General features: G+C 35.0%; 23 protein-coding genes. 10 read left to right on the top strand and 13 right to left on the bottom strand.

Annotated features, from left to right (window positions below):
- Window position 1 precedes the first annotated feature (1 nt).
- From recF to NTX22_07880, 9 genes are all read left to right on the top strand, one after another.
- Window positions 2-1,117 carry a DNA replication and repair protein RecF gene (gene recF / locus NTX22_07920; GenBank protein ID MCX6150430.1) on the top strand — a complete coding sequence of 372 codons (1,116 nt, stop codon included), beginning with the start codon at window positions 2-4 and terminating at the stop codon, window positions 1,115-1,117.
- Complete coding sequence (locus NTX22_07915; protein ID MCX6150429.1) at window positions 1,110-1,394, top strand: DUF721 domain-containing protein; 285 nt, start codon at window positions 1,110-1,112, stop codon at window positions 1,392-1,394. Before recF ends, NTX22_07915 begins: the two co-directional genes overlap by 8 nt.
- An 82-nt stretch (window positions 1,395-1,476) precedes the next feature.
- Window positions 1,477-3,441: a DNA topoisomerase (ATP-hydrolyzing) subunit B gene (gyrB, locus tag NTX22_07910; protein ID MCX6150428.1), complete on the top strand. Its 1,965-nt coding sequence runs from the start codon at window positions 1,477-1,479 to the stop codon at window positions 3,439-3,441.
- Window positions 3,442-3,461: 20 nt separating this feature from the next.
- Entirely contained in the window at window positions 3,462-3,785 is a 324-nt protein-coding gene (locus NTX22_07905) for a nucleotidyltransferase domain-containing protein (protein ID MCX6150427.1), read from the top strand.
- Window positions 3,775-4,170 carry a HEPN domain-containing protein gene (locus tag NTX22_07900; GenBank protein ID MCX6150426.1) on the top strand — a complete coding sequence of 132 codons (396 nt, stop codon included), beginning with the start codon at window positions 3,775-3,777 and terminating at the stop codon, window positions 4,168-4,170. Before NTX22_07905 ends, NTX22_07900 begins: the two co-directional genes overlap by 11 nt.
- A 28-nt stretch (window positions 4,171-4,198) precedes the next feature.
- On the top strand, window positions 4,199-6,709 hold the full coding sequence (gene gyrA / locus NTX22_07895) for a DNA gyrase subunit A (GenBank protein ID MCX6150425.1): 2,511 nt from the start codon (window positions 4,199-4,201) through the stop codon (window positions 6,707-6,709).
- A 5-nt stretch (window positions 6,710-6,714) separates the two neighbouring features.
- Complete coding sequence (locus tag NTX22_07890; protein MCX6150424.1) at window positions 6,715-7,107, top strand: HEPN domain-containing protein; 393 nt, start codon at window positions 6,715-6,717, stop codon at window positions 7,105-7,107.
- Window positions 7,080-7,406 carry a nucleotidyltransferase domain-containing protein gene (locus NTX22_07885; GenBank protein MCX6150423.1) on the top strand — a complete coding sequence of 109 codons (327 nt, stop codon included), beginning with the start codon at window positions 7,080-7,082 and terminating at the stop codon, window positions 7,404-7,406. The genes NTX22_07890 and NTX22_07885 overlap by 28 nt, the downstream gene beginning before the upstream one ends.
- A gap of 17 nt (window positions 7,407-7,423) precedes the next feature.
- The gene (locus tag NTX22_07880; GenBank protein ID MCX6150422.1) at window positions 7,424-8,644 is read left to right on the top strand and encodes an aminotransferase class I/II-fold pyridoxal phosphate-dependent enzyme; all 1,221 of its coding nucleotides are present in this window, start codon (window positions 7,424-7,426) and stop codon (window positions 8,642-8,644) included.
- 19 nt (window positions 8,645-8,663) lie between these two features.
- Here NTX22_07880 and NTX22_07875 read toward each other — a convergent pair whose 3' ends face one another.
- Window positions 8,664-9,737, bottom strand: coding sequence for an AI-2E family transporter (locus NTX22_07875; protein MCX6150421.1), 1,074 nt, complete (start codon window positions 9,735-9,737; stop codon window positions 8,664-8,666).
- Between the two features lie 144 nt (window positions 9,738-9,881).
- Between NTX22_07875 and NTX22_07870 the strand changes: the two genes are divergently transcribed.
- The gene (locus NTX22_07870; protein MCX6150420.1) at window positions 9,882-11,141 is read left to right on the top strand and encodes a glycosyltransferase; all 1,260 of its coding nucleotides are present in this window, start codon (window positions 9,882-9,884) and stop codon (window positions 11,139-11,141) included.
- On the opposite strand, the gene NTX22_07865 is transcribed toward NTX22_07870, so the two are convergent.
- The 12 genes from NTX22_07865 to NTX22_07810 form a co-directional block, all read right to left on the bottom strand.
- Window positions 11,124-12,389: a glycosyltransferase family 4 protein gene (locus NTX22_07865; GenBank protein ID MCX6150419.1), complete on the bottom strand. Its 1,266-nt coding sequence runs from the start codon at window positions 12,387-12,389 to the stop codon at window positions 11,124-11,126. The genes NTX22_07870 and NTX22_07865 overlap by 18 nt on opposite strands.
- Entirely contained in the window at window positions 12,386-13,198 is an 813-nt protein-coding gene (locus NTX22_07860) for an FkbM family methyltransferase (GenBank protein ID MCX6150418.1), read from the bottom strand. The genes NTX22_07865 and NTX22_07860 overlap by 4 nt, the downstream gene beginning before the upstream one ends.
- Entirely contained in the window at window positions 13,198-14,439 is a 1,242-nt protein-coding gene (locus NTX22_07855; GenBank protein MCX6150417.1) for a glycosyltransferase family 4 protein, read from the bottom strand. Before NTX22_07855 ends, NTX22_07860 begins: the two co-directional genes overlap by 1 nt.
- A gap of 8 nt (window positions 14,440-14,447) precedes the next feature.
- Window positions 14,448-15,137 carry a class I SAM-dependent methyltransferase gene (locus tag NTX22_07850; protein ID MCX6150416.1) on the bottom strand — a complete coding sequence of 230 codons (690 nt, stop codon included), beginning with the start codon at window positions 15,135-15,137 and terminating at the stop codon, window positions 14,448-14,450.
- A 53-nt stretch (window positions 15,138-15,190) separates the two neighbouring features.
- Complete coding sequence (locus NTX22_07845; GenBank protein ID MCX6150415.1) at window positions 15,191-15,841, bottom strand: hypothetical protein; 651 nt, start codon at window positions 15,839-15,841, stop codon at window positions 15,191-15,193.
- 11 nt (window positions 15,842-15,852) lie between these two features.
- Window positions 15,853-17,364, bottom strand: a complete 1,512-nt coding sequence (locus tag NTX22_07840; GenBank protein MCX6150414.1) for an oligosaccharide flippase family protein — start codon at window positions 17,362-17,364, stop codon at window positions 15,853-15,855.
- 54 nt (window positions 17,365-17,418) lie between these two features.
- Window positions 17,419-19,941, bottom strand: a complete 2,523-nt coding sequence (locus NTX22_07835; GenBank protein ID MCX6150413.1) for a YfhO family protein — start codon at window positions 19,939-19,941, stop codon at window positions 17,419-17,421.
- A 15-nt stretch (window positions 19,942-19,956) separates the two neighbouring features.
- Window positions 19,957-20,769, bottom strand: coding sequence for a class I SAM-dependent methyltransferase (locus tag NTX22_07830; GenBank protein ID MCX6150412.1), 813 nt, complete (start codon window positions 20,767-20,769; stop codon window positions 19,957-19,959).
- A 78-nt stretch (window positions 20,770-20,847) separates the two neighbouring features.
- Complete coding sequence (locus NTX22_07825) at window positions 20,848-21,975, bottom strand: glycosyltransferase family 9 protein (GenBank protein MCX6150411.1); 1,128 nt, start codon at window positions 21,973-21,975, stop codon at window positions 20,848-20,850.
- Complete coding sequence (locus NTX22_07820; GenBank protein MCX6150410.1) at window positions 21,972-23,135, bottom strand: glycosyltransferase; 1,164 nt, start codon at window positions 23,133-23,135, stop codon at window positions 21,972-21,974. Before NTX22_07820 ends, NTX22_07825 begins: the two co-directional genes overlap by 4 nt.
- Before the next feature lie 237 nt (window positions 23,136-23,372).
- Window positions 23,373-24,449, bottom strand: a complete 1,077-nt coding sequence (locus tag NTX22_07815) for a DUF5655 domain-containing protein (protein MCX6150409.1) — start codon at window positions 24,447-24,449, stop codon at window positions 23,373-23,375.
- 39 nt (window positions 24,450-24,488) lie between these two features.
- Complete coding sequence (locus NTX22_07810; protein ID MCX6150408.1) at window positions 24,489-25,613, bottom strand: glycosyltransferase family 2 protein; 1,125 nt, start codon at window positions 25,611-25,613, stop codon at window positions 24,489-24,491.
- Window positions 25,614-25,722: the final 109 nt, after the last annotated feature.

Genomic DNA, 25,722 nt, shown 5'->3' with positions numbered 1-25,722 from the left:
AATGTTATTAAAAAATATAGTACTTAAAAACTTCAGAATACATAAAGACACTAATCTAAATTTTTCTGAAAATATAAATTACATAATCGGGGGTAACGGGCAGGGAAAAACAACTATTCTGGAAGCAGTTTATTATTTGTGTACATCAAAAAATTTTAATTCTAATGCTGATGGCGAATTTGTTAGTTTTAATAGCTCGTTTTTTGAAGTGACCGGTTTATTTAGCAACCTGACCGAAAATAAAGTAAGAATATTTTATTCTCAGTCAGAAGGTAGAAAAAATTTATTTGTCGATGGAAAACAGATTTATAAAACAGCAGACATAATCGGAAAATATCCAATAGTAATTTTAACTCCAGCCGATCACAGCATAACACAAGGAGCACCAGCAGAAAGAAGAAAATTTGTTGATTCAATAATTTCTCAAGCGAGTCAAACTTATTTACAACTGCTTTTAGATTATAATAAAACACTTAGACATAGATCGGCGCTTTTAAATCAAATAAAAGAAACAAATGACAAGAACTTATTTTTACAATTAGATGCGTGGTCAGAAAAATTAATCCAAACAGGAACAGAACTAATTAAGCACCGATTAAAATTTGTTAATGAGTTTTCAATATTTGTAAAAGACTCATACAAATCAATTATGGAAGGAAGTGAAAACCCGATAATTCTTTACGAGTATTTAAACGAATTAGTTTCTGAAGATGAAATCGATATTAAATATAAAAAATTGTTAGAGCAGAAATTACCAGATGAAATAAGAAGAGGAACCAACCTGGTTGGTCCGCATCGGGATGATTTTGTTTTTAGAATAAATGAAATGGATTTAAAAAAATTTGGTTCACAAGGTCAGCATAAAACATTTCAAATTATGTTGCGTTTTGCTGAATACTTTTATTTGAAAGAATCTATAGGAAGAAATCCGATTTTTTTAATGGACGATGTATTTGGAGAACTTGACGCATATAGATCGGCAAGAATTAGCCAACACTTAAGTGAACTTGGACAAACATTTATTACGCTTACTGATTTTTCAAACTTTTCATTTTTAAAAAAATCTGATAGCGACCTTGTAATTAAAGTTTATTCAGGAACGGCTGCATATGCATGATTTCAGAAGTATAAATGAAGTGTTTAAAAAAGATGAGGCTTTAGCCAATATTAGAATTTTTGTAAAGCAGTCGGATATTGTAAGTCTGTTTGGTAGTTTATTTCCAGATTTAAAAAATATTGCCAGTGCCGTTAAGCTTGAAAAAGAAATTCTTTTTTTAAGAGTTGAAAATTCTGTTTGGCGCAGCGAGTTAAAATTTCATCAAAAAATAATTGTAGAAAGAATAAATGATCATTACGGAGAGATCGTGGTTAAATCCGTAAAATTTTTAGCGTAGTTAAATTATTCTATTATACTTAGAACAATATCATATTCAATAAGCCAGTTTAATAGAAATTGAAAAATATAAAGGAGAAAAGTTGACACAGGTAACGAACGATGGTGATTATACCGCAAAAAATATAAATGTATTAAAAGGGCTCGAAGCCGTTCAAAAACGCCCGGCAATGTATATCGGTGATGTAGGTGCGCGTGGTTTGCATCATTTAGTAAATGAAGTTGTTGATAACAGCATTGATGAAGTGCTTGGTGGCTTTGCAGATAAAATTATCGTTACGATTAATAAAGATGAAAGCATTAGTGTTGAAGATAACGGGCGCGGCATTCCTGTTGATATGCATCCGGAAGAAAAACGTTCAGCACTTGAAGTTGTTATGACGGTGCTCCATGCCGGAGGAAAGTTTGATAAATCAACATATAAAGTATCCGGTGGTTTACATGGTGTTGGTGTTTCTGTTGTTAATGCACTATCTGAATGGTTGAAAGTTGAAGTAACAAGAGATGGAAAAGTATATCGCCAGGAATATGTAAGAGGAGATCCTAAATATTCAGTTAAAGAAGTTGGGAAAGCAAAAAAAGACGATAGAGGAACTGTTGTAACTTTTTTGCCGGACTCTAAAATATTTAAGAGTTTCAAATTTAAGTTTGATACTCTTGCAGAAAGAATGAGAGAACTTGCTTATTTAAATAAAAACGTAGTAATTAAATTAATTGATACCAGAAACGGCGGCGAAGAAGCCACGTACCATTTTAAAGGCGGCTTGATTGAGTTTGTAAAATATCTTGATGAAACAAGGGAACCGCTTCACAAGACAATTTATATTGAAGGAGAAAAAGAAAACACACCGCTGGAAATAGCATTCCAATACAACGATTCATATTCAGAAAATATTTTTTCCTATGTGAACAACATAAATACAGCCGAAGGTGGAACGCATTTGATCGGTTTTAAAACAGCACTAACAAGAACCTTAAACAACTACGCTTATAAAAACAATCTTTTAAAAGAAGGAAAGATTACATTATCAGGTGATGATTTTAGAGAAGGATTAACAGCAGTAATCTCCGTAAAAGTAGCAGAACCTCAGTTTGAAGGACAAACGAAAACTAAACTTGGCAATGGCGAAGTTAAATCGATTGTTGAAACTATTGTTGGAGAAAAGCTATCAGAATACCTTGAAGAAAATCCAGCCATCGGTAAGAAAGTAATTGAGAAATGCCTTCGTGCCGCAGAAGCAAGAGAAGCCGCAAGAAAAGCAAAAGAACTTGTAAGAAGAAAAAATGCACTTGATAGCATGCACCTTCCTGGTAAACTTGCAGATTGCTCCATTAACGATCCCGAGCATTGTGAAATTTATTTAGTCGAAGGTGATTCTGCCGGTGGCTCCGCAAAGCAAGGGCGCGATAGAAGGTTTCAAGCGATACTTCCTTTGAGAGGAAAAATTCTTAACGTAGAAAAAGCCAAGCTAAATAAAATTCTGGAAAGTAATGAAATTAAAACAATCATTGCGGCTATTGGCGCTGGTATAGGGATGGAGTTTGATTCATCGAAAGCTCGGTATGGAAAAATTATTATTATGACGGATGCTGACGTAGACGGAAGCCATATCAGAACGCTGTTGTTAACTTTCTTCTACCGACATATGCACGATTTGATAACCGATGGAAAAATTTATATTGCTCAGCCGCCGTTGTATAAAATAAAAAAAGGGAAAGAAGAGAATTATGCTTTTGATGATGAAGAAAGAGACATCATTTTAAAAAGATATAAATCAAGTGGCGGAAATGATGATAAGGATGCGGTTGATGAAGAAGGATCGCCGAAGGGAGTTCAGGTCTCGCGATATAAAGGTCTTGGAGAAATGAATCCGGAGCAGCTATGGTCAACCACAATGAATCCAGAAACACGAACAGTTCTTCAGGTTAATCTTGAAAGCGCGGCAGCAGCGGATAAAATTTTTGAAACACTTATGGGTGATGCGGTTGAACCAAGAAGAGAGTTTATAGAGAAGAACGCAAAGTATGTAAAAAATCTTGATGTGTAGAGAAATTAAAGTATAAAATTATGTATTCGGAAACATTAAAAAATATTGTTGAAGATATCGTCAGCGAAGCAAAACCCGAGAAAATAATTCTTTTTGGTTCTTTTGCCAGAGGTGAAGAAAATGAAAATTCTGACATTGATTTGTTGATTATTGAAAAAAGTCCTTTCTCAAAGAAAAGATCCAGAAGAAAAGAAATTCAAAGAATCAGAGAAAAATTATCAAAATATAAAATTTCCAAAGACATTTTGATATATGATGAAAAGGAATTTGAATTTTGGAAAGATTCCTTGAATCATATTATTGGCAGTAGTTTGAGAAATGGGAAAATATTATATGAGCGATAAAAAATATTCAGAGCAACTACTGCTTTTAGCCAGAAAAGATATTCTTGCATTAAAGGGAATGTTGGAAAACAAAGAGATGTTTCATGATGAAGTATTTGGGTTTCATGCCCAACAGGCTGTTGAGAAAAGCCTTAAAGCGCTACTTTGTTTGAATGCAATTGAATTTAGAAAAACACACGACTTGAGTTTATTGTTCAATCAAATATTTGAAAATAAATTTGAGATTCCAGACAATTTAGAGGACTTGCAAGCTCTAAATGATTTTGCAGTTGAATACAGATATGATTTGTTCTTTGAAGAAGAAGGATTAAATAGAAGAGAAATATTAGAAAAAGTAAACGACCTTTTTTTGTTCGTCGAAAAAAAAATCACAAATAAAGTTTAATTCATTTATAAGAATAAAGTAAATTTTTATGGCTACAATTTTTGAAAAGATAGTTCCTGTTTCGTTAGAAGAGGAAATGAAATCCTCATACATCGATTATGCAATGTCTGTTATTGTTTCCCGTGCCTTGCCTGATGTACGAGATGGTTTAAAACCTGTGCACCGCAGAGTATTATACGGAATGACAGATCTCGGATTGGCATACAATCGCCCATATAAAAAATCCGCAAGAATAGTTGGAGAAGTTCTCGGTAAATATCACCCACATGGTGATACCGCCGTTTATGATTCAATGGTAAGAATGGTTCAGGAATTTTCTCTCCGCTACCCGCTTGTAGATGGGCAGGGAAATTTTGGCTCTGTAGATGGTGATTCCCCTGCGGCAATGCGTTATACTGAAGCACGCCTTTCTAGAATTGCAGATGAGATGCTTCGCGATCTTGAAAAAAACACGGTGGATTTTACAAATAACTTTGATGAATCACTTCAAGAGCCGACAGTTCTTCCATCTTACTTACCAAATCTTTTAGTAAATGGAGCAAGCGGTATTGCAGTTGGAATGGCAACAAATATTCCTCCACACAATCTTACAGAAGTTATCGATGGTTTAGTTGCACTTATCAAGAACCCGGAAATTACAGTAGAAAAATTGATGAAGTATATAACCGCACCGGATTTTCCAACAGCAGGAATAATTTTTGGGTACGAAGGAGTTAAAGAAGCATACACAACTGGTAGAGGCAGAATAATCGTTCGTGCAAAAGCTAACGTAGAAACGCTTAAGAACGAAAGAGAAAATATTATTGTAACCGAACTTCCTTACCAGGTAAATAAAGCAAACTTGATTGAAAAAATAGCCGATCTGGTTCGTGAAGGAAAGATTACGGATATCTCAAATATCAGGGATGAATCTGACCGCGACGGAATGAGAATTGTAATTGAGCTGAAACGGGATGCACAGCCGGAAGTTGTGTTGAACCAATTATTCAAGCACACACAAATGCAAATTACTTTCGGTGTAATTTTGCTTGCGCTGGTTAAAGGAATGCCAAAAATTCTTACTCTTAAAGAAATGATGCAGCATTTCATCAGCCACAGGATGGTTGTTCTTGTTAGAAGAACAAAGTATGAACTTGATGCAGCTGAAAGAAGAGCGCACATTTTAGAAGGTTACATTATTGCGCTGGATAATATTGATGATGTTATAGATACAATCAAAAAATCACGCGATGTTGAAACCGCTAAAAATAACTTGATGCGCAAATTCAAGCTTTCAGAAATTCAGGCTAAAGCAATTCTTGACATGCGCCTGCAAAGGTTAACCGGACTTGAAAGAAAGAAAATTGAAGATGAATACAAAGAAGTAATTAAGTTGATTGAGAAACTGCGCAACATACTTCAAAGCGAAGAAAAAAGATATTACATTATCACCCAGGAACTTCTTGCACTAAAAGAAAAATATGGCGATGAAAGAAGAACGGAGATTATTAAAGACTTCAAGGAGTTTTCTCTTGAAGATATAATTGCAGAAGAAGATGTTGTTGTTACAATTTCGCACAGCGGATTTATAAAACGTTTTCCTGTTAGTGGATACCGCAGACAATTACGCGGCGGCAAAGGTGTAACAGGTGCAGGAACAAAAGAAGATGATTTCATTGAACATATGTTCATCGCCTCTACCCATAACTACATTCTTTTCTTTACTGATAGAGGAAGATGCTACTGGCTGAAGGTTCATGAGATACCGGAAAGCGGCAGAGCATCCCGCGGAAGATCAATTATAAATCTTCTTGAAAAAGAAAAAGAAGAAAACATAACTGCGTTTGTTTCAGTAAAAGAATTTAGCGATGATAAATACCTTATAATGGCTACCGAGCAGGGAACGATAAAAAAAACAGTTCTTTCTGCTTACTCAAATGTTCGTAAAGGCGGAATAATAGCTATCAATCTGAATGCTAACGATAGGTTGATAGAAGTAAAAAGGACGGAAGGAAATAACGACATCGTTATGGGAACTCGAAATGGAATGGCAATCCGCTTTAACGAGAAAGATGTTAGAGATATGGGGAGAACAGCAACAGGCGTGCGCGGAGTTCGCTTAGGTAAGGGAGATGTTGTTGTTGGTTTGGTTGTTATTAATCGTGCTACAACAGTATTGGTGGTAACAAATAAAGGCTATGGTAAACGATCAGATATAGAAGATTATAGGATTACACATCGCGGTGGAAAAGGCGTTATTACGATTAAGACAAGCGATAAAAATGGAAAGATGATTGCGATCCGCGAAGTTAATGATAATGACGAGCTTGTTATTATCACAAAGAACGGAATGGTTATTCGTCAAAGCGTAAGAGAGCTTAGAGTAATGGGAAGAAATACTCAAGGTGTCCGATTGATCCGCCTAAACGAAGACGATTCGATTGCTGACATTGCAAGAGTAATATCCGAAGATGAAGATCTTGGTGAGAATGGAAAAGCTGAAATTAAAAATGATGCAGACGATACAACAGGAGAAGCTGAAGAGAGTTTGGATTTATAAATAAAATGAGCAAAGAAGAAATAATTAAAAGTTGGATTGAATCCTCCGATAGAAATTTCATTTCTATGGAAGTTAACTATAATTCCAAACAATATGATTGGTCGCTATTTATTGGGCATTTGGTCATTGAGAAGTTGCTTAAAGCGATATTTGTAAAATTGAATTCAATAAACCCGCCTCCAATACATAACCTACAAAGACTTGCAGAGCTCGCAAATCTTAAATTAACAGACGAACAATTTTCGTGGCTGGCTGATATAACCTCATTTAATATTCAAACGAGATATGAAGAAAAGAAGATTGATTTTTATAAAAAGTGTACACAAGAATTTACATTAAAGTATACTGAAATAATAAAGGAATTAAGAGATTGGCTGAAACAGGAATTGATGAAGTAATAGAAATAAGCAAACGCTATTTGTTTTTTCTAAAAACGCAAAATATTTTTTTCGAGAAAGCATACCTCTTTGGTTCATTTGCAAAAGGAAATCCTAAAGAATATAGCGATATAGATTTAGCTATTATTGCCCCCAAGTGGAATCCTGATTTAATTGAAGCGCAAATGGTGCTGTTGCGTTTAACAAGAAAAATCGATACCCGCATTGAACCTCACCCGATTGAGACGGCTGACTTTGATGAATCAAATCCTTTCGCTTCGGAGATTATAAAACACGGTAAAGAAATTTCCATCAATTAGAATTAAAAGAGCATTTCATGAAAAATACATCCTCGCTAAACATCGAATCAAAATGTGTTCACTCCGGAATTGGTAAATATGAATTTGGTTCAGTGGTTCCACCAATTTATCAAACTTCTACATTTGAATTTGAATCTGCACAACATGGAGCAAATCTTTTTGCCGGAAAGGAAAAAGGATACATTTATACAAGGATGTTGAATCCCACTGTTGAAGCGCTGGAAAATTGTGTTGCCCAGCTTGAAGGCGGCTATAAAGCGCTTGGCTGTGCAAGCGGTATGGCGGCGGTTCACACGGTCTTTGCCGCGCTGCTAAAAGCTGGAGATCATGTTGTTTGTTCTTCTATCGTGTATGGTCCAACAACCACGCTCCTTAGTACAATTTTGGCTGGCTTTGGAGTTGAAACAACTTTTGTAGATACAGCCAACCTGGAATTGGTTAAACAGGCAATTAAGCCAAACACAAAAGTAGTTTATGTAGAAACACCTGCCAATCCAACACTTTCAATTACAGATCTTGAAGAAGCGGCAAAAATTGCGCACAACTCAGGAGCAAAGCTCGTAGTTGATAATACATTTTTAAGTCCTGTACTGCAAAGACCATTTGAGTTTGGTGCCGATGTAATTCTACACAGTATGACGAAATTTTTAAATGGGCACGCAGATGTTGTTGCCGGAATTATTATTGTGAAGGATGAAGAAACGTATAAACATTTTAGAAAAGTGCTTAACCAGCTTGGTGGAGTTATTGATCCGTTCAATTCTTTCCTTGTTCACAGAGGAATAAAAACTTTATCCTTGCGAATGAAAAAACATTGCGAGAATGCACAAACAGTTGCAGAACATTTGGAAAAACATCCTTTAATTGAATGGGTGAAATTTCCCGGATTACCAAATCATCCACAATACGAACTTGCAAAGAAACAGCAGGATGGATTTGGTGGAATAATTTCTTTTGAAGTTAAAGGCGGCTATGAGGCTGGCGAAAAGATGATGAACTCAGTTACACTATGTAAGCTTGCCGTTAGTCTTGGTGGAGTAGAATCTTTAATTCAGCATCCTGCAAGTATGACTCATCAATCGATGGGTAAAGAAGCGCGAGCCGCAGCCGGTATTACGGATGGATTAGTGCGGCTTTCTGTTGGAATAGAGAACGTGAACGATATTCTTGCCTGTTTGGATAACGCTCTTGAGCATACACAAAAAGCCGATTCTGCATTTGAAGGGAACGCACACTAATTTTATTTTAATTAAAAAGCTAACTACTCATTAAATCATTTAACATTTTAAGATTTGGTGATTCTGACCGTGAGATAATAATTTTTATTATTGCAGTTAACGGAATGGAAAGCAGAATACCAACAATCCCCCAGATATAACCCCAAAGCAGCAATGAAAGTAGAATAACAAGTGGATTAAGTCCCAGCTTGTTTCCAAATATTTTTGGCTCCAGGAAATTTCCTATTATGTTCTGTACAACTATAATTATTAACGCTATTATAAGTGCATAGGATACTGACTCGAATTGAACAAGCGCCATCATCGAAGGCAAAGCAACGGCGATTATTGAACCTACAACCGGAATAAAATTTAATAGAAAAGCGCAAGCCGCCCAGATAATTAAAAAATCAACCCCAAAGATCCACAAGATAATTCCTACAGCTACACCACTTAGAACGCTGGTAAGAAATTTTGTAAGCACATATCGCTGAACCTGATCTGTAATTTCTTTAAAAGTATTTTTTAAAAAATTCTCCTCTTTTTTAAGAGAAAAAGCTTCTTCGCTCTGCCGATTCTTAAAATATCTTTTTGATAAAGCTTTGTAAAAATTTTGATGACCTGTTACTACGAAGATGAAAAAGAAAATTACAAACAGCAGTGTTCCTAAAAAAGAAAAAGTGGAGGAGAAAAGATTTCCGGCAATTAAACTAAAATCTGTTTCATTTAAAAATTTTGAAGCCTGGAAATTTGTGAACTTAGGATCTTTCATCCCCAACGAAAGTGTAGTTGATGATACGATGCTGTTAAGCTTTAATTCATATTGGGGAAGCTGCTGAACAAACCGGCTAAAGGAATCAATAATTACAGAAGTGATTCCTCCGAACAGAAAGATTATAATCAGCAAATCCAGGATGACTAAAACGGAAAGTGGTATTTTATATTTACCAAGCAAAGTGTTTAATGGAGAGAAAACAAAAAAGAGGAAGTAGGCTATCAGCAAAGGAATAAAAATGTTCTGTAACTCTTTTAGAACCATAAAGATTACGACAATTCCAATTGAATTTATAAAGAAAGAAGTGCTGTTTGGTAACTTTAATTTTCCATCGTTCATAATTTTTTTAATTTTGTTATGTACAAACTAAAAAAAATAATTAACAAATCAATCTGAATAATGAAAAAAAAACCGGGCACTTTGGAGAAATGATAATTCTAAATTAACTTTGGGTAGTTTTTAAAACACACAAAATTTTACTAGATGAAAAGAGTTTTATTCATAACATTCTTTTGGCCCCCTTCGGGAAAAGCTTCGCTTCACTGGCCATTAAAAATTATAAAACATCTACCGCAATTTAACTGGCAGCCTGTTGTTCTAACAGTTAACGAAGATACTTTTTCTACCAAAGATGAAAGTATGCTGGATGAAGTAGATAAAAACCTTGAAGTGATCAAAACAAATTACTTCGACCCGTTTGTTTTCTACAGAAAGTTTTTAGGAAAAAGTGCAGACGAACCATTGATTGCTTCTGAAACGATTTCCAAAACCAACAAAAGCTTTAATCATAAACTCTCCATCTGGATTCGGATGAATTTATTTGTTCCGGACGCACGCATTGGGTGGTACCGGCAAGCTGTAAAAGCAGCAGAAGAATATCTTTCAAAAAATCCTGTTGATGCAATTGTATCAATAGGTCCGCCGCACAGCTCTCATTTAATTGGAAAAAAGATAAGTAAACTGTTTCGTATTCCGCATGTGCCGGTGCTTATTGATCCATGGGTTGATATTTCATATTACAGAGGCTTTAAGAGAAACAGAATTACTCTCTGGCTGGATAACCATTTTGAAAAATCTGTTCTGCAAAAAGCGGCGCATGTTGTTTTTGTTACTAAAAGTTCTGATGGAGAATATCAAAAAAAATATCCGTGGTTAAAAGGGAAATCTTCTGTTTTATACTGGGGATATAACGAAGAAGATTTTTCAAATATTCAAACAGGAATAAATGGCAATGAGGAAATAATTCTTCACGCAGGAAATATTTTTGATTTTCAGAACCCACTGCCGTTTTGGCAAACCATAAAGAATGAGATTTTGAATGGACGAAATCTTAAACTAAAATTTATTGGGACGGTGGGTTCGGTAATAAAAAAAGCGTTGGAAGAATTAGGATTGGGTGAACGAACCGAATATTTAGGATTCCTTCCTTATAACCAAGTACTGCAGGAAATGTGTAATGCAAATTATTTGTTAATGTGTGCAACAGAAAAACGCCACATTCCCGGAAAGCTGTTTGAATATCTTAGAACTGGCAGACCAATAATTGCTTTTGGCGATGATAATGATGAAGTAAAGCGAATCCTTGAAGAAACAAATGCGGGTTGTTTGTTTTCTTACAAAGATGGCGCAAAGGAGTTTTTTGAGTTATCAAAAAAACTAAAGACTAAATTTGATTACGTAAAAAAGTATGATAGAAAAAACATTGCCAAAGAATTGGGTAATGTATTAAATGGAATTGGATAACGATTTGTAAAGGTTAAAATAAGCCAGTCCAACTATTTCACTTGTAAAACTTTCCATTACTTTTTTCCTGGAGATTTCGTTTAAACTTTTCAGCCGTTGTTCATCTTCAATGAGCCATTTAATTCCTTCCGATAAATTTTCTGTGGAAAAGGGTTGTGCCAGGTAACCAGTCTTCAGATGTTCGATCATATCCGGCATACCGCCAATATTAAAAGCAGCAACAGGTACTCCACAGGCAAGAGATTCCATAACTGTATTAGGCAAATTATCTTCCAGGGAAGGAGCAACAAATACATCTGCTGAATTATAACAATCAACAAGTATTTCTTCATTAGTAATTCGCCCAAAGCCGTTTGCTTTTAATGGAAGCAAATTTAAATCCTCTCTTGGAGCAGAACCATACACCAGCAGCTCGACTTCATTTACAATTTCCGGATTCTTATGAATCAATAATTCTAAAGCATCAACTAATTGTTTAAATCCTTTTCGTTCTTCATTTACGTTTAATGTACCGAAGAGAACAAAATTTTTCTCCGGTGAAAGGTTCAATCTCTTTCTTGCTTCCGATTTATTAATTGGTTTATAGACAGCTATATCAATCGGATTGGGAATTACAGAAATGGATGATTTATTTAGCAGCGAACTTTTCTTTGCACATTCACCCATCCAGTTGCTGCAAGTAACTATGGATGGATTTAGATGGTTATAAATTTCTAATTTTTTGCGCCATATTTTTTTCGAATAATCATTTTCGTTAGGAGTTTTTAAATAAGGACACTTTCCGCAGGACTCTTCATATTTCTTGCAACCAGCGCTGTAATGGCAGCCACCGGTGAATGCCCACATATCGTGCAGCGTCCAGACAATTGGCTTCCCAAGCTGCGCTAATTTTCTTAATGATTCCAGCGAAAGATAACCCTCATTAATCCAATGGAGATGAAGTACATCTGCTTCATTAATTATCCGGTGATTAGAAATATCTTTTCCAACCGATGCAAATGAAAATCTTCCCTTCTCGGTTTGTGTAAACAGTTTCATCTGGATTATATCGAGAAGCATTCTGGAATTTGTTAATTGTGTTTGAAGAAATCCGGAATTGTAAGAGGCGACTTTTTCATCATTACTAAATTTTCTTTGTACAAGCATTTTGGAATCAACACCAGCCCCAAGCAAAGCTTTGTGAATAGCAAAAGCGGCTTTTGGTGCGCCACCACGGGTATCGGCATTAATGATGTGAACTACTTTCATGAATTTCTATAGCCGAAGATATTAATCTGTAAATCCATTTCGGGATTATTCTTATTAAACCGATTTATGAACGGATACTTGCGGTCAGCTTCGGGTTTAATAAAATACCGGAATCCATTTGCTGAAAGAATCTGGAGAATCTCATCAAGTGATTGTTTGTTGTTTACAAAAGAATGATACTCAACAAAAATATTTTCAACGTTTGCTAAACTATCACCGCAATCTCTCAACACGTCTATCTCGGCACCTTCAATATCCATTTTTAGCAAATCTATTTTCTGTTCGGATTGAAGAATATCTTTTAACTTGATTGATTCAATTTTTATTTTCTTTCCAGTTGAATAAACCGATGAACCATCTGCACCTTCAGATGAAAATTCAATACCTGCATCGTTTATCCACACAGCTTTTGCAATTACTTCCACATCGTTAATGTGGTTTTGATTTAAGTTTTGTAAAAGGAGTTGAGTGATCTTTGGATCTGCTTCAAATGCTTTTATTTTTGCCAGGGGAAAAAGTTGTTTAAAGTACAAACAGCTAATACCAATGTTGGCTCCACAATCATAAATAACCGGAGCGGAATTTGTTGAATGGAATTTATAATTCTCATCAGCAAAAATTTCTTTTACCTGGTTTACAAAGGAAAGACAATCCGGAACATCAACGGTATAATTCAGAAATGAAATTTTTTCCGGTGCGTAACGCGGTTTATCTCCATACATAAAAACCAACCGCATAAACTCCCGCTGGTTTTTATTCTTTAAGAAATAATAGCTTCCCTTGAACAATATTTGAAGAAATAATTTCATTAGGTTCTGTTGTACTTTAGCCCGAATTTGTTTTTGGAAACATAATTAAAAGCTCGAACATAACCATCAATCACTGTGTGGATATTAACATCATTTCGGATGATTTCGCCGGATGATTTTCCCATCTTTTCAATTAATTCCGGATTGGAAAACAGATAATCAAGTTTAATAACAAGATCATCTTCGTTTCCTTCTTCAAAAAAATTTCCATTGATTCCATCCCGTACAAGTTTTTTTTCTGTCCCATCGCAAACAGAGCAGACAATTGGTTTATTAAAACACATTGCTTCATTGATAGACAATCCGCCCATCCCCGCCAGTGCATAGATGGTGGAGGCTTTCAAATATCTGCCGAGTAAAACCGGTTCATAAACACCACCGATGAACTTTACGTTACTTTCAATCGGCAATGAAAGCGCCAACTTTTCCAATCCATCCTTCTGCGGACCATCGCCAATAACAAGCAGCTCTATCTCAGGAAATTTGTTTTTAAGAAGCGCGGTCGCTTTTATAAGAAGCTCAACACGCTTCCAGGGTACAAGCCGCCCAACATGAATTAAACGGAATTTATTTTCAGGAATAACTGGAGGTAATTTATCAACTTCTTTTTTTGCTTCAAGCAGTACATCAGTATCTGGCGAGTTATATGTAATGAAAATTTTTTCTTTTTTAACGCCATAACTCCCAAGAATGTCGTAGGCATCATCAATGTAATTTACATGCGCGTGGCAAAAGTTGTAGTACAAAACTCTTATTAACGCAAGCGAACTAAGCCTTATGAAGTTGATGAATTTATTTGAAGATGCCTGAACCTCAAGATTCTCAGTTACCGAATTCCTTTTAGAGTAAAAGGAGAATGTTTCTTTAAACTTTGGAACGCCAAATGGAATTTCTTTTTCAATCAATTTAATTTTTCCCAAAGCAGCAAGCAGGTGAAGGTAAGGATTAAAAACAAAAGCAAGAACATAGGGCCAGATGGTTACCACAGCGTCCGGTTTTTCTTGTTTGAGTACTTTAGTAAATCCTTTGAAGAATGGTTTACCGTAGAAAGTTTTATATTCCTCAAGTCGTATTAACCTGAACTCCAGCCCTTCATTTTTTTGATGCACACCTTCGCCAAGCGTTTCCCCTCGGTTTCCTGGAGCAACAACAACAATCTCCAGTCCCTCAATTCTGTTTAACCGGTTAAGAACCGAATTGTAGTAATGTGGCAATCCTCCAAATGTAAATAGGATTTTCATCTTTTAATCTATGATTTAGAATTTGAAGAAGTTAGTTTACCATCCTTATTAAAGATGTAATAAGTAAAAGAATTTTGCCAGGGAAACATATTAGCAAAGAGATCTTTGTTCTTTCTGTACATTGTTTTCATAGCGTTGGGGAGCAGAGAATGAGCCATGTAAAAGAATTCCTGATCACCCGTATCGCGTCTTTCGTTTTCTTGGTATTCAACAAAGATTAGCGTGTTTCCTGCTTTAGTAATGTGCCATTTATGAAAGTGTTTTAGTTTAGCAAAGTTAAAAACAATATCTGACATTTTTGTGGGTACCTCAATGTACCCGCTTTGTCCGATGCGCTGGATTTCATTTAAAGCTTTCGCTGGATTTTCCACATGCTCCAAAACATGAGCGCAGTAAACAAAATCGAACGATTTATTTTTGTAAGGCAAATCCTCAACGCTTCCTACAGAGAAAGGAAGATTATCCGTTTTTAATTCGTTATATCTGTGTTGGGTTTTTCCGGGAAAGCGATCAATCAAAAAAGTTGCGTGAGGAAAAGGCTCGCCTCCACTGCCGATATCAAGCACTTTAGAGTTTGTTTTGATATCGAATTTAACAAATCTGTTTTGGTAATCAATTTTCTTTTCGCTCGAAATAAACTTTCTGGTGTAAAGCATTAGCCCAAGCGGACTTTTCGAAAATATTTTTTTAAAAATCATTTTAATTAGTTATCTAAATTTATTTTTAATCCGTTTAAGGCTTAATCAAAAAACTATATCTCCAAACAATTATTATTTCTATAAAAAATTGTAGTTGTGTTGTTATGATTTACAATCGGCAGCATTCCAACAAAATCAATTTTTTTAAATCCGCTTTTCAAGAGAAGGTTAATTGAGTCGGCATATTCGGGGACTTGTGTGTTATCATAAATTATCACGCCATCAGCTGTTAGTTTGTTAATGCAATACTTCACACAATTGTTCCTATCTCTTCCATCAATAATCACAACGTGATATTTTGTATCTTCTTCCAGAATTTCTTTTGCGTAATTGCCATCCGCTTCCAATTCTCGGTAGACCACTTTTGCGTTATCGGGAAGTAATAGAACAATTTTCTCAAACCAAGCCCGATCATGTTCCACCGATTTAATCGTATTTACTTTCTTTGCATACCAAAGAGTTGAATTACCTAACCCATACTCGAAAACGTTAAAATGTTTTTTTAATCGTGGTTCTAAAAATTTTATAAAACCGTATGTGTACCAGGGAATTGGATTTCCATTACCATCAACAGAAGTTTTAGTTTTATAACTTTTAAACCAGCCATCTTCAACCAGGGCACCATTCAGCATAAGCTGAATTGGTCCACCAAGATTGATTGTTCGCAAAATTGCCCAAACTATATTTTTAATTTTTCTAATCATCTTATTTCTTTTTATTTACCAATAACTTTTTTCATTTCTGAATTAAAAGTGTCTTTCCAGACAGAAGGATTTTTCCACTTTAGAAAGAATCCCTGAATTGCCGAAAGTTCAACCTGTTCATAAAACTTAAATACATATAAAATGAAAGGAAACAGAAAAACTAAAATTATTTTTACTGGAAACCGGACAATGGTTTGGAAATCATTAACCTGTGAGGAAATGAGATAAAGAACTACTCCAATTGTAATACACATTGCCAGCTTAGAATTTTCATAAGGAATTTTATAATACTTATTTGAATAATAGTTGGTTACAAAATGGAGCAGCACAAATGATATGAGCGTGCTGTAAGCCGCACCCATCATTCCAAAAATTGGAATCCACCAAAAGTTTAACCCAATGTTAAACAATGATGCAGCCGTTGTTGTGTAAGCCACATATTTAGTATTCTTCGTTAAAAACATTCCAAGCGAAGCCACTATACGCATACCGAAGAAGACATACGAAAAAACAACAATGGGTACAACATGGTATGCGTTCCAATATTGTGTGTTTAGTGCAAATACTTTTATTATCTCTTTACCGAACATAGAAAGCGCTAATCCAGCCCACACGAGAATAAAAGTAAGGTAGGTCATAATTTTTGTGTAATATCTTTTGTCCCCGTCCTTTCCATAAAATTGATAAGCCAGAGGCATCAATGCTAAAGTAAAAGGCATAATCAAGAACATATTGAGAACACCAGCTATTCGATACCCAAGATCGTAGAGTCCAACAGTTGCGTAGTTTGTATACAATTTTAGAATATAACGATCGCTGACGTTCAGAAGCATCATTGCCAGTGAACCAAAGATAAGCGGAATACCAAACCTGATAGAAAGCAAAACCAATTTCTTATCGAATGAAACCGACATGTGTGGAATCATTAATGGAAGAAGAATAATGAAAATTAACAATTCTGCAATCAGGTAAGAATAAAAAACGCCTAGTATACCTATCTTTGCAAAAGCAACAAAGTAAACAGCAAAGCCGAGGGAAACTGACAATTTTAATAAATTAATACCAGTATAAAGAATCGATCTTTCGTCAGCGCGTACCTTGTTTAAGAAAAGCGAATTTAGTAATCGCAGTGAAATAATATAAACACATAAGCGGAGATAATTATAAAACTCAGAAGGTTCGCTGAAGAATTTGGAAATAGAAGGAAGCAATGCTTCACTTAATAAAATAAAAACTAAACAAACAATAACGGAGAAAGAGGTAATGGAAAAAAGCATGGATTTGCGTTTTCCAAGGTATTCCTGTGAGTTGTTAAGCATTACAAGTGATTGCCCCTGCCCTAGATTTAAAAACTCGACTGCAATCAGCAAGGTTACTTCTAATATTCCAAGTATTCCAAATTCGGAAAGAGAAATATATTTTGTATATAACGGAAGCAGCACAACTCCAATGGCTTTAGCTGCTACGTTGCTTACGCTGTAAATTATTGAATGCCGTGCGAAATATTTTAGATTGGCTAACATCTAATAAGTAATATCATTTCATTGTCGCTAAATTTTTAATCGCAAATTGCCGCACTAGACTTTCTTCTTTCTAAATTCTAAAAAAAGTCCGAATGCTAACCCAATTATAACCAGTGAGCTTAAAGAAAGAGCAATGTACTTACTAATATAAAAACTCTTCGGTGCGTAAATAAATTCAACCTGATGCTGACCTTTAGGAACAATTATTCCTCTAAAACCATGATTTACTTTATAGATTTCCATTTCCTTTCCATCAACATAAGCCTTCCATCCGTTTGGGTAATAAGTATCGCCAAGGAATAGGAAATTATTTCCGGTTGCTTTTGCTTCAATTTTGATGAGTTCATCCTTATAATCAATTATGTTTACTAAGGCAGTGCTGTCTGGTTTATCAACTTTTAAATTTCCCTCTTCCATAAACGCAACATCTTTTGGATCGAATAGATTGTTCTTAATTGCATTCAGAACCTCAACCATCGGTTTGGTTTCAATTCTATTTACAAAATAGGCTCGGGGAAGTACACCATCGGTTCTGTAAACAATATTACGATATGTGCTATCCACAAAACTCAATCCCGGAAAAGCAATTGGTTTTTCTGTAATTATATATTTTACATTCAGCATCTTCCACAAAGTAAGGCTAACAGGTGCCCCACCAAGAACATCAACTATATCCTGATATGCGCGGGGTTTAATTCCGGAATATCCATAAAGATCCTGCTGAAGAAAGTAAGCATGGTAATTTGAGTTCTGATTTAATGATCCGAGCGATTGATCTTGTTTTAAATTTAATATCCGGTAGGGGGATTTATCATTCTGCTTTTTAATTATAGTAATATAATCCGGTTCTTTGAAGGAAGCCTGCATGTCTTTGTAATTAACATATTCGGCTCCGCGGCTATCAATTCTCCAAAGATCAAAAATCGTGAAAAGAATTATTCCCGAGACCAAAATATCCTTACTAAGCTTAGAAGTGATATAACCATAAGCCAGCCAGAATGTAAGGGAAGTTAATGCAAAAGCAACAAGGACATCTCCTAAAAACATTTCTGAGGCATATTCGGAAAGAGCTTTCATATAATCTGGATTTTTTTGCGAATCAATTATTCTTGAAGCAAACATATCTTTTAGGGCACTATTAAGAACCAGAGAGATGACGAACAATCCTGTAAATGCGAAAGCCGAATAGCGAACAATTTTTTCTGCACGAAGATCCTTTTCTGTTTTCAAAGAAACTATTTTTTGTATTCCTAATGCTGCCAGCATTGGTAAACTTAGTTGAACCAGAACAAGAATCATTGAAGGTACACGGAATTTTTCGAAGTAAGGAAAATAGTAAAACATCAAATCGAATACAGGAGAAAATGTTCTACCGAATGAAACCAACAGGGCAAAGACAGAAAGAATTGTAAGGAACTGAACAAATGGATCTTTCCATCGCGTAAAAACTGCAAAGAGTGCAAGAAAGAAAACTATAACTCCCATATACATTGCAACATCAACAAACATCATCTGCCCGAAGTACGTATTTACTTTGTACTCCTGGTTGTTGGTAAGAGGTCCTTTGTATGTTGAATTTCCAAATCCATAATATGAAGGAATAATAAAAGTAAGAACTTCACCCGGCGAGAAGGACCAATTGGTTGCGTATTGATAAAAATCTGATTCCGACTGCTTCTTATCCGGTGTTTGCAATTCTGAAATACTTTTTGTTCCTCTTGTAGAATAAGGAGTATAATTCCAGATTTGCGTAAAGTTATCAGCTTGTATAAGTAATGCGATTACAGCAGCAACTGCAAATACTCCAACTGATTTAAATAGTTGAGTGGTAAGTTCTTTTTCTTTTGTTGCTATAGAACGGATAATGTAATACAGAAAATAAATTCCCACCGAAAGGAGCGTGTAAAAAATAATCTGAACATGCCAGCCCTGAACAAATAGCTGAAGTGCAACCGTAAGAATTGCAACATCAAGAAGCTTTATTTTATTTTGGAATTTAAACAGCATTAAAAACATTAATGGATACATGCAAAGAGCGGTAAGTTTTGTAACGTGACCAATAAACAGAAAGACAATTAATCCGGTTGAGAACGTAGTTGCTACCGCAGCAAACAAACTAATTAAATTGCTGCCCGTTTTATATTTAATAAATAAAAAGCTTGTTAAAGCAAGAAGCATTAAATAAAAAGTCCACATAGTGTAATCATTAGCAAAAAATCCTGTTAATGCGGTACGTAAAGTTGTAGCTCCAACATAAATTAGATTGAACCATTTATATCCTACCGAAATTGCATGAGCGGGCATTCCACAGAAAATGTATGGATTCCAGAGTGTGTAACCATCCCCATGCTTTTCTACATAGTTAACCATGCTTTTGCTGGTAACAATATCCCCGGATTGGAAAGTTTTTCCGCCAAAGTAAAGTGGTGAAAAGAAAATCAGAAAAAGAATAAGCAAAATGCCAAGCGATGCAAGTGTTTGGTATTTCGGTGGAATTAACTTATCAAAATCAAATTTAGTAAGAACTGTTTCTTTGTTTAATTTGGTTTGCCCTATTTGTTTTTTAGTTTTGCTCATCACATCTCCGATGAATTAGATTTTCTTTGCTATGAAATTTATTCCCGAACCAATTTTGTTTTCCAACTTAAAATCAATCCACATAAATAAAAATGCTAATGGAAAAGTTAAGATATAATAGAATGGAAGAATAACAAAAAATAATTTTGAAACATTAAGCAGTTTCATTGGAATTTTTATTCCTAACCGCCAGCCTTTATCGCCCCAAAATCCGTAAGTGTATTTTGATTGATAAACTGAAAATCCGATTGGCTCTAATTTATTCTTCAAATCTTCATAAGAATATCCATCACGGGCATGCTCTCCGATAAAACTTTCATCCTCGTTTTCATGAACATCACTTCCGCCAAATGTTGATGGAGAGTTTATCAGCAGGAAACCATCCTTCTTTAATGCCTGGTAAAAGTTTTGAAAAACCTTTATATCATCTTCAATATGTTCCATTACATCTATGCAGGTGATTAAATCAAATTTTTCTTTGTGGTGGATTTGTGTTAGATCTTCCACACCCAGCTTAACATTTTGCAGTTTTTGAGTTTTGAAAAAAACTTCGCAATCTTTTATCCAATCTTCCTTAACATCAACCGCGTAAATTTTATTTGGTTGAAGTTTCTTTGCCATAAAATAAGTGTATTGTCCAAAACCGGTTCCGGCATCATAGATTGATAACTCCTTTCCAGCAGAAAGACTTCTGATTTTTCGCAGTTCTCTTCTTACATACCAGGAACGGAGAAACATCAGATCAAGAATTTTGTAAAATAAAATTCTTAACGAAGGAATTTTCTTTATAACTCCGGCAAAAACATTTTTTATTGGATCGTAGTACATAAGTTTTTTATTAAAGATTAATTTATGAAACGAGGTTGTTTAATCTTCCGATCTTCATCGATTCGCCGTTTCTCCCATTTACCTATTCTTAACTTCTTTAATTGCATTCTCAATTGCATCCAAAACCATACGGGCAGAAATTTTATCCATACAGCTTGGTACAAAATCGCAAGTTTGTTTGTAGCAAACCAGGCAATTTAAATCTGGCAGGACTTTTTGTATTAAACCATAATCTTCAATTTCAGCAGGCGAAGTTGGTCCAAACAGGCAAACAATTTTTTTTCCTAATGCGGTTGCGGCATGTAATGCCATTGTATCGCCTGTTACTAAAACATCTGCCAGATCAAGAAGAGCAAAAAATTTACGGAATGAATTCCTTGTTCCGGTATCAATCAAAAAAGGAAATTTCCGCATCAGGATTTTGTTGCTCTCTTCCTCTTCTGGTCCGCCATAAAGTAAAACGCCAACATCCTTTCTGTTTGAGAGTTCTTGTATTAGTTCGATATAACCATCAAGCCGCCACTTTTTATATTGCCAGCGTTTGCTTGCCCCGGTATTCAAACCAACAAGATACTTATGCTTGCCCAATTCAAACTTTTTTTCAAATTCATTTTTAAATTCAACTTCTTCCTTGCCAAGAAAAAGCTGGATCTTGCTTTTTTTATATTCTAACCCGGCAATTTCATGGATTATCTGCTGGTATGTTTTTTCGTTCTTTTTCTTAAACTCATCAAAGGCTCCCATCTCAAACCAGTCTTCAGCTTCCTTGTTGATTGCAACAACTCTTCCGTGCGAGTTCAAAACGAATCCTTTTTTTTCTTTTGTTTTTACCAGACTTGCAAGTGGAGAACTTACTGGCGAAGCATCCGGGTGAATTAGCAAATCGAATTCTTCAACTAAAAGCCGGGAGATTGTATCTGCATTTTCAAAAATTAACAACTGGTTTATTAAAGGATTATTTTTAAACAAATCTTTAGAGCTTTCTCTTGTTAACCAGGAAATGAATGAGTCAGGATATTTTTTCTTTAAAGATGGAAGGAGCGAGGTAGTTCGCAATACATCGCCGGGAGCGTCTAATTTTATGATTAGAATCTTAAAAGTAATTGGAGAATATTCCCTGCAGGTGTTACACTTAATCCCTTTTGTTTTGTTTGGGATGCAAGGACGATCTCCGGGAAAATGTTTGCAATCAGTTTTTAAAATCATTTTTCAGTTTCAGATATAATTTGTGAAATTAATTCCGGCATTTTATTAAAAGAATTGCCCCGGATTTTTTCTTTGATGTTCAGGGAAAAATCAACTGAACTTTTTAATTGAAAATATTTTTTGATACCTTTATAAATATCAACAGGTGTTGCCGCTTCAACAATAATTCCGGTTTTATTATCTTCAATTGATTCTGCAAGTCCTCCGACTTTTGTAACCACCACCGGCTTAAGAGCACCGTATGCAATATTCAAAATACCGCTTTGCGTTGCACTGCGGTATGGAAGAACAACCAGGTCGGAAATTTCAAAATATTTATTCACTTCCTCATTCGGAACATATTTGTTAATTACTTTCACAAAATCATGCAGATTAAGTTCCTTGATCTTTCTTTCGTAAAAAGAGTAATCATCATAAAACTCGCCCACTACAAGCAGTTTAATTTTTGGATCATATTCGATAAGTGGTTTGAGCGCTTCAATTAAAATATCTAATCCTTTATATTTTCTAACATATCCAAAAAATAATAGAATTTTATCCTGGTCATTAAATCCAAGTTCCTTTCTTAATGAAACATTTTGAATTTTATCCTCGACCTTGTACCAATCATAAACCGGGAGTTCTGAACGGTAAACTTTTTTATTGAAAGATAAATCTGATAGTTTTGTTACAACTTCTTCAGATAGAGCTAAAAATTTATCTGCATTCCGCAAGCCAAGTTTTGTAAGAAGTTTATCAACAAAATGTCCTTCGTGCGAAATTACATTTTCTGTAATGAACAGAATTTTTCCTTTGTACTTTTTCCTGATCAGTGCTGAGATTGAAAAGTAGCAGAAAGAAAAGAATGGATGCCACCAATCGAATATTATTAGATCAGCATTTTCCTTTTTTAATTTATTTGCTACACTAATCCAGTTGAATGGAGAAATTGAATTTACCAATCGTTCACTTGGAGTTTTTTTTACCAGAGTTTTACTGTCATCAAACTGAGTTTTTCCTGGAAAAAGCAAGCCAGGATAAAGGAGCTTGAAATTATAAATTTTTACCTCAAATTTTTCCTGGAGAACTTCATAAAGACTTGAAACGAAAAGAGAGTTCCCCCCGCGGTATGGATAAGCCGGACCAATTATAACAATCTTCTTTTCGATTTTTTTGCTCACTCTATTCTTGATAATAGCGTTTTAAATATAGGAAAATCCAGCCTAAATTTAAGAGAAAATGTTTGGTAGAAGGTTGGGATTAAAATATGAATCGGGGAATCGATGACGGTGAGAATGTTCGCTATTGTGAAGATGAGGCTTGAGACAAAATGTAAATTTGCTTTTCTTTTTCTCAGAGTTTCATTATTTCAAAGATTGTCTAACGGCATCCGCCTTGATTGGTTTTCTAGTGTGCGTTTAACTATTTGATAGTTTTTTATAAGACTTATTTATTAAACTCACAATCCAATCAAGCTCAGATCCACTCTCAATGAAACATTCGACATTACCCATTCCCCAATGTCCGATTTTCGAAACATCACGAACTCTTAAACTTTCTTCTTCTGATAATTCTGCCAAGTCAAGATTAACCCAGATTTTCAATCCAGATTTTAAACCGCATATTTGGCAAAAGCTTTTTGTATCAAGGAGAAGACTTATATATCTTTTAGTTGGATTTTCCGAATAATTAAGGCCAATATTTTTTAATTCTTTGCGCAATTTTTTGTACTGCTCAAAACTTTCTTTCCATTTACCATCTCTGAATTGATTTTCTATTGTCCAATTTTTCCCCACATCATTATTATCTTCGGCTGTGTTAGAAGCATAAACGGTTTCGTGAAGATCAGTATTGATATGCAAAGTAAATTGCTTTAGTGCCATTTCTATATCATCTTCACCAAACTTGTGCCCTAATATTTCTTTCACTGATTCATTTACAATTCTAATAAATTTTTTGTCGGCAGATTGGAATAAATTTTCGGTGGCTTTTTTTATTGTAGTAAAGAGAGAGATATTCCGTGAATAATTTAATAACAAATCTTTCTCAAAAGATTTCTTGCTCAATTTTTCTATTACTTCTTCATCAATTTTATCTGAAAGAGTGAATTCTTGAAGCAATTTATCTTTCCCAATTCCCTTTAACTCGGAATAATAGATTTTGTATGTGTCGCCATTAGTTAACAGCAATAATGAAATACCCCTATTTGCACAGTAATTTAATTTTTCGATTATCATTTTATTGTCTGATAATGAATTTGAAAGAGGCTTTGCTTCGACTAACAACTTTGGAACTTCGTTGACATAAAAGCAATAATCGGTTCGTTTGCCAGCACTATCATCATCTTCAGGAATAACATCTTCTGGGTTTGAGAAATCCCATCCAAGAAATTCAAAGAAAGGACGAATCAACCAATCTTTCGTTTGAGCTTCATTAATATTTTGCGATTTTAATTTTTTGATCGAGGCTATGATTTTTTCTAAAGAGGTTGCCATATTTATTTCATTTTTACGAAATTTGATTTAACACACGAGCTATCCTTTTTCTCTTATATCGTAAATTTTATCATCCTGTGTATTGTGAACCATAATTTCACCAAGAAGCCCAACAGAAAAGAATTGTACACCAACAATTATTAAGAGAATGCCAAGAAACAATAAAGGACGATTGCTGATATAAGTCTTGCGAAACCACCATTCGTATGTAAGGTAACCATTAACAATAAATCCTACAAGAAAAGACAAAGCGCCAAGAAAACCGAACAGATGCATCGGGCGTTTTACATAGCGTGTAACAAACATAACAGTCAAAAGATCAAGAAAGCCTTTAAAGAAGCGCGACAATCCAAATTTTGTTTTGCCATATCTTCGTGGGTGGTGCTTAACAATAATTTCAGCAATTTTAAAACCTTGCCAATCAGCAAGCACCGGCATATACCTGTGCAGTTCACCATAAACGTTTAAGTTTTTTACAACTTCTCGCCTGTATGCTTTCAATCCACAGTTAAAGTCGTGGATTTTTATTCCGCTCATTACGCCGGTAACAAAATTAAAAAACTTAGAAGAATATCTTTTTATCAGCGGGTCAAAACGTTTCTTCTTCCAGCCGGAAACTAAATCGTTTCCTTCTTCCAGTTTTTGTACAAGATTAGGAATTTCGTTCGGATCATCCTGAAGGTCGGCATCCATTGTAATTACAACATCGCCGGTTACATTCTTAAATCCAATTTGTAAAGCGGCGGATTTGCCATAATTTTTTCTAAAGCTGATATATTTAAACTTAGGATCAATATGGGTAATTTCTTTTATAACTTTCAAGGATTTATCTGTGCTGCCGTCATCAACAAAAATTGCTTCAAAATCGCAGGCAATAGATTTAAGAGCCTTCCTTATTTCAAAGGCAAGAGGTTTAAGAGATTCTTCTTCGTTAAAAAGAGGAATAACTATAGAGATTTTCTTAAAAGAGGTTTTCTTTTGAACAAATTCTCCAGGCGGTTTATTGCCCGGGGTAAATTTTCTTCTTCTGTAACGATTGTAATAATGCTTTTTTTGTGGTCCCTGTTCCTGCCCCGGCTGCCCTTGTGGCTTTTGTGTCTTATCGCCTTGATTGCTTTCCTGCATCGGGGAACTGTTTGAATCAGTATTTCGTTTTTCTTCCAATTACACTTTCCGTTTTTACTATCGGAAAGTTAATTGAATAAATCGCCAAAATCAATTTGGTTTATAACCCTCTTTTTGGCAATTGACTATTATAAAATCAATCGATACT

The sequence above is a fragment of the Ignavibacteriales bacterium genome (assembly GCA_026390815.1).
In the GTDB taxonomy this organism is placed as follows: domain Bacteria; phylum Bacteroidota; class Ignavibacteria; order Ignavibacteriales; family SURF-24; genus JAPLFH01.
Note: the sequence above shows the minus strand (reverse complement) of the source record. Positions and strands in the feature narration are given on the sequence as shown.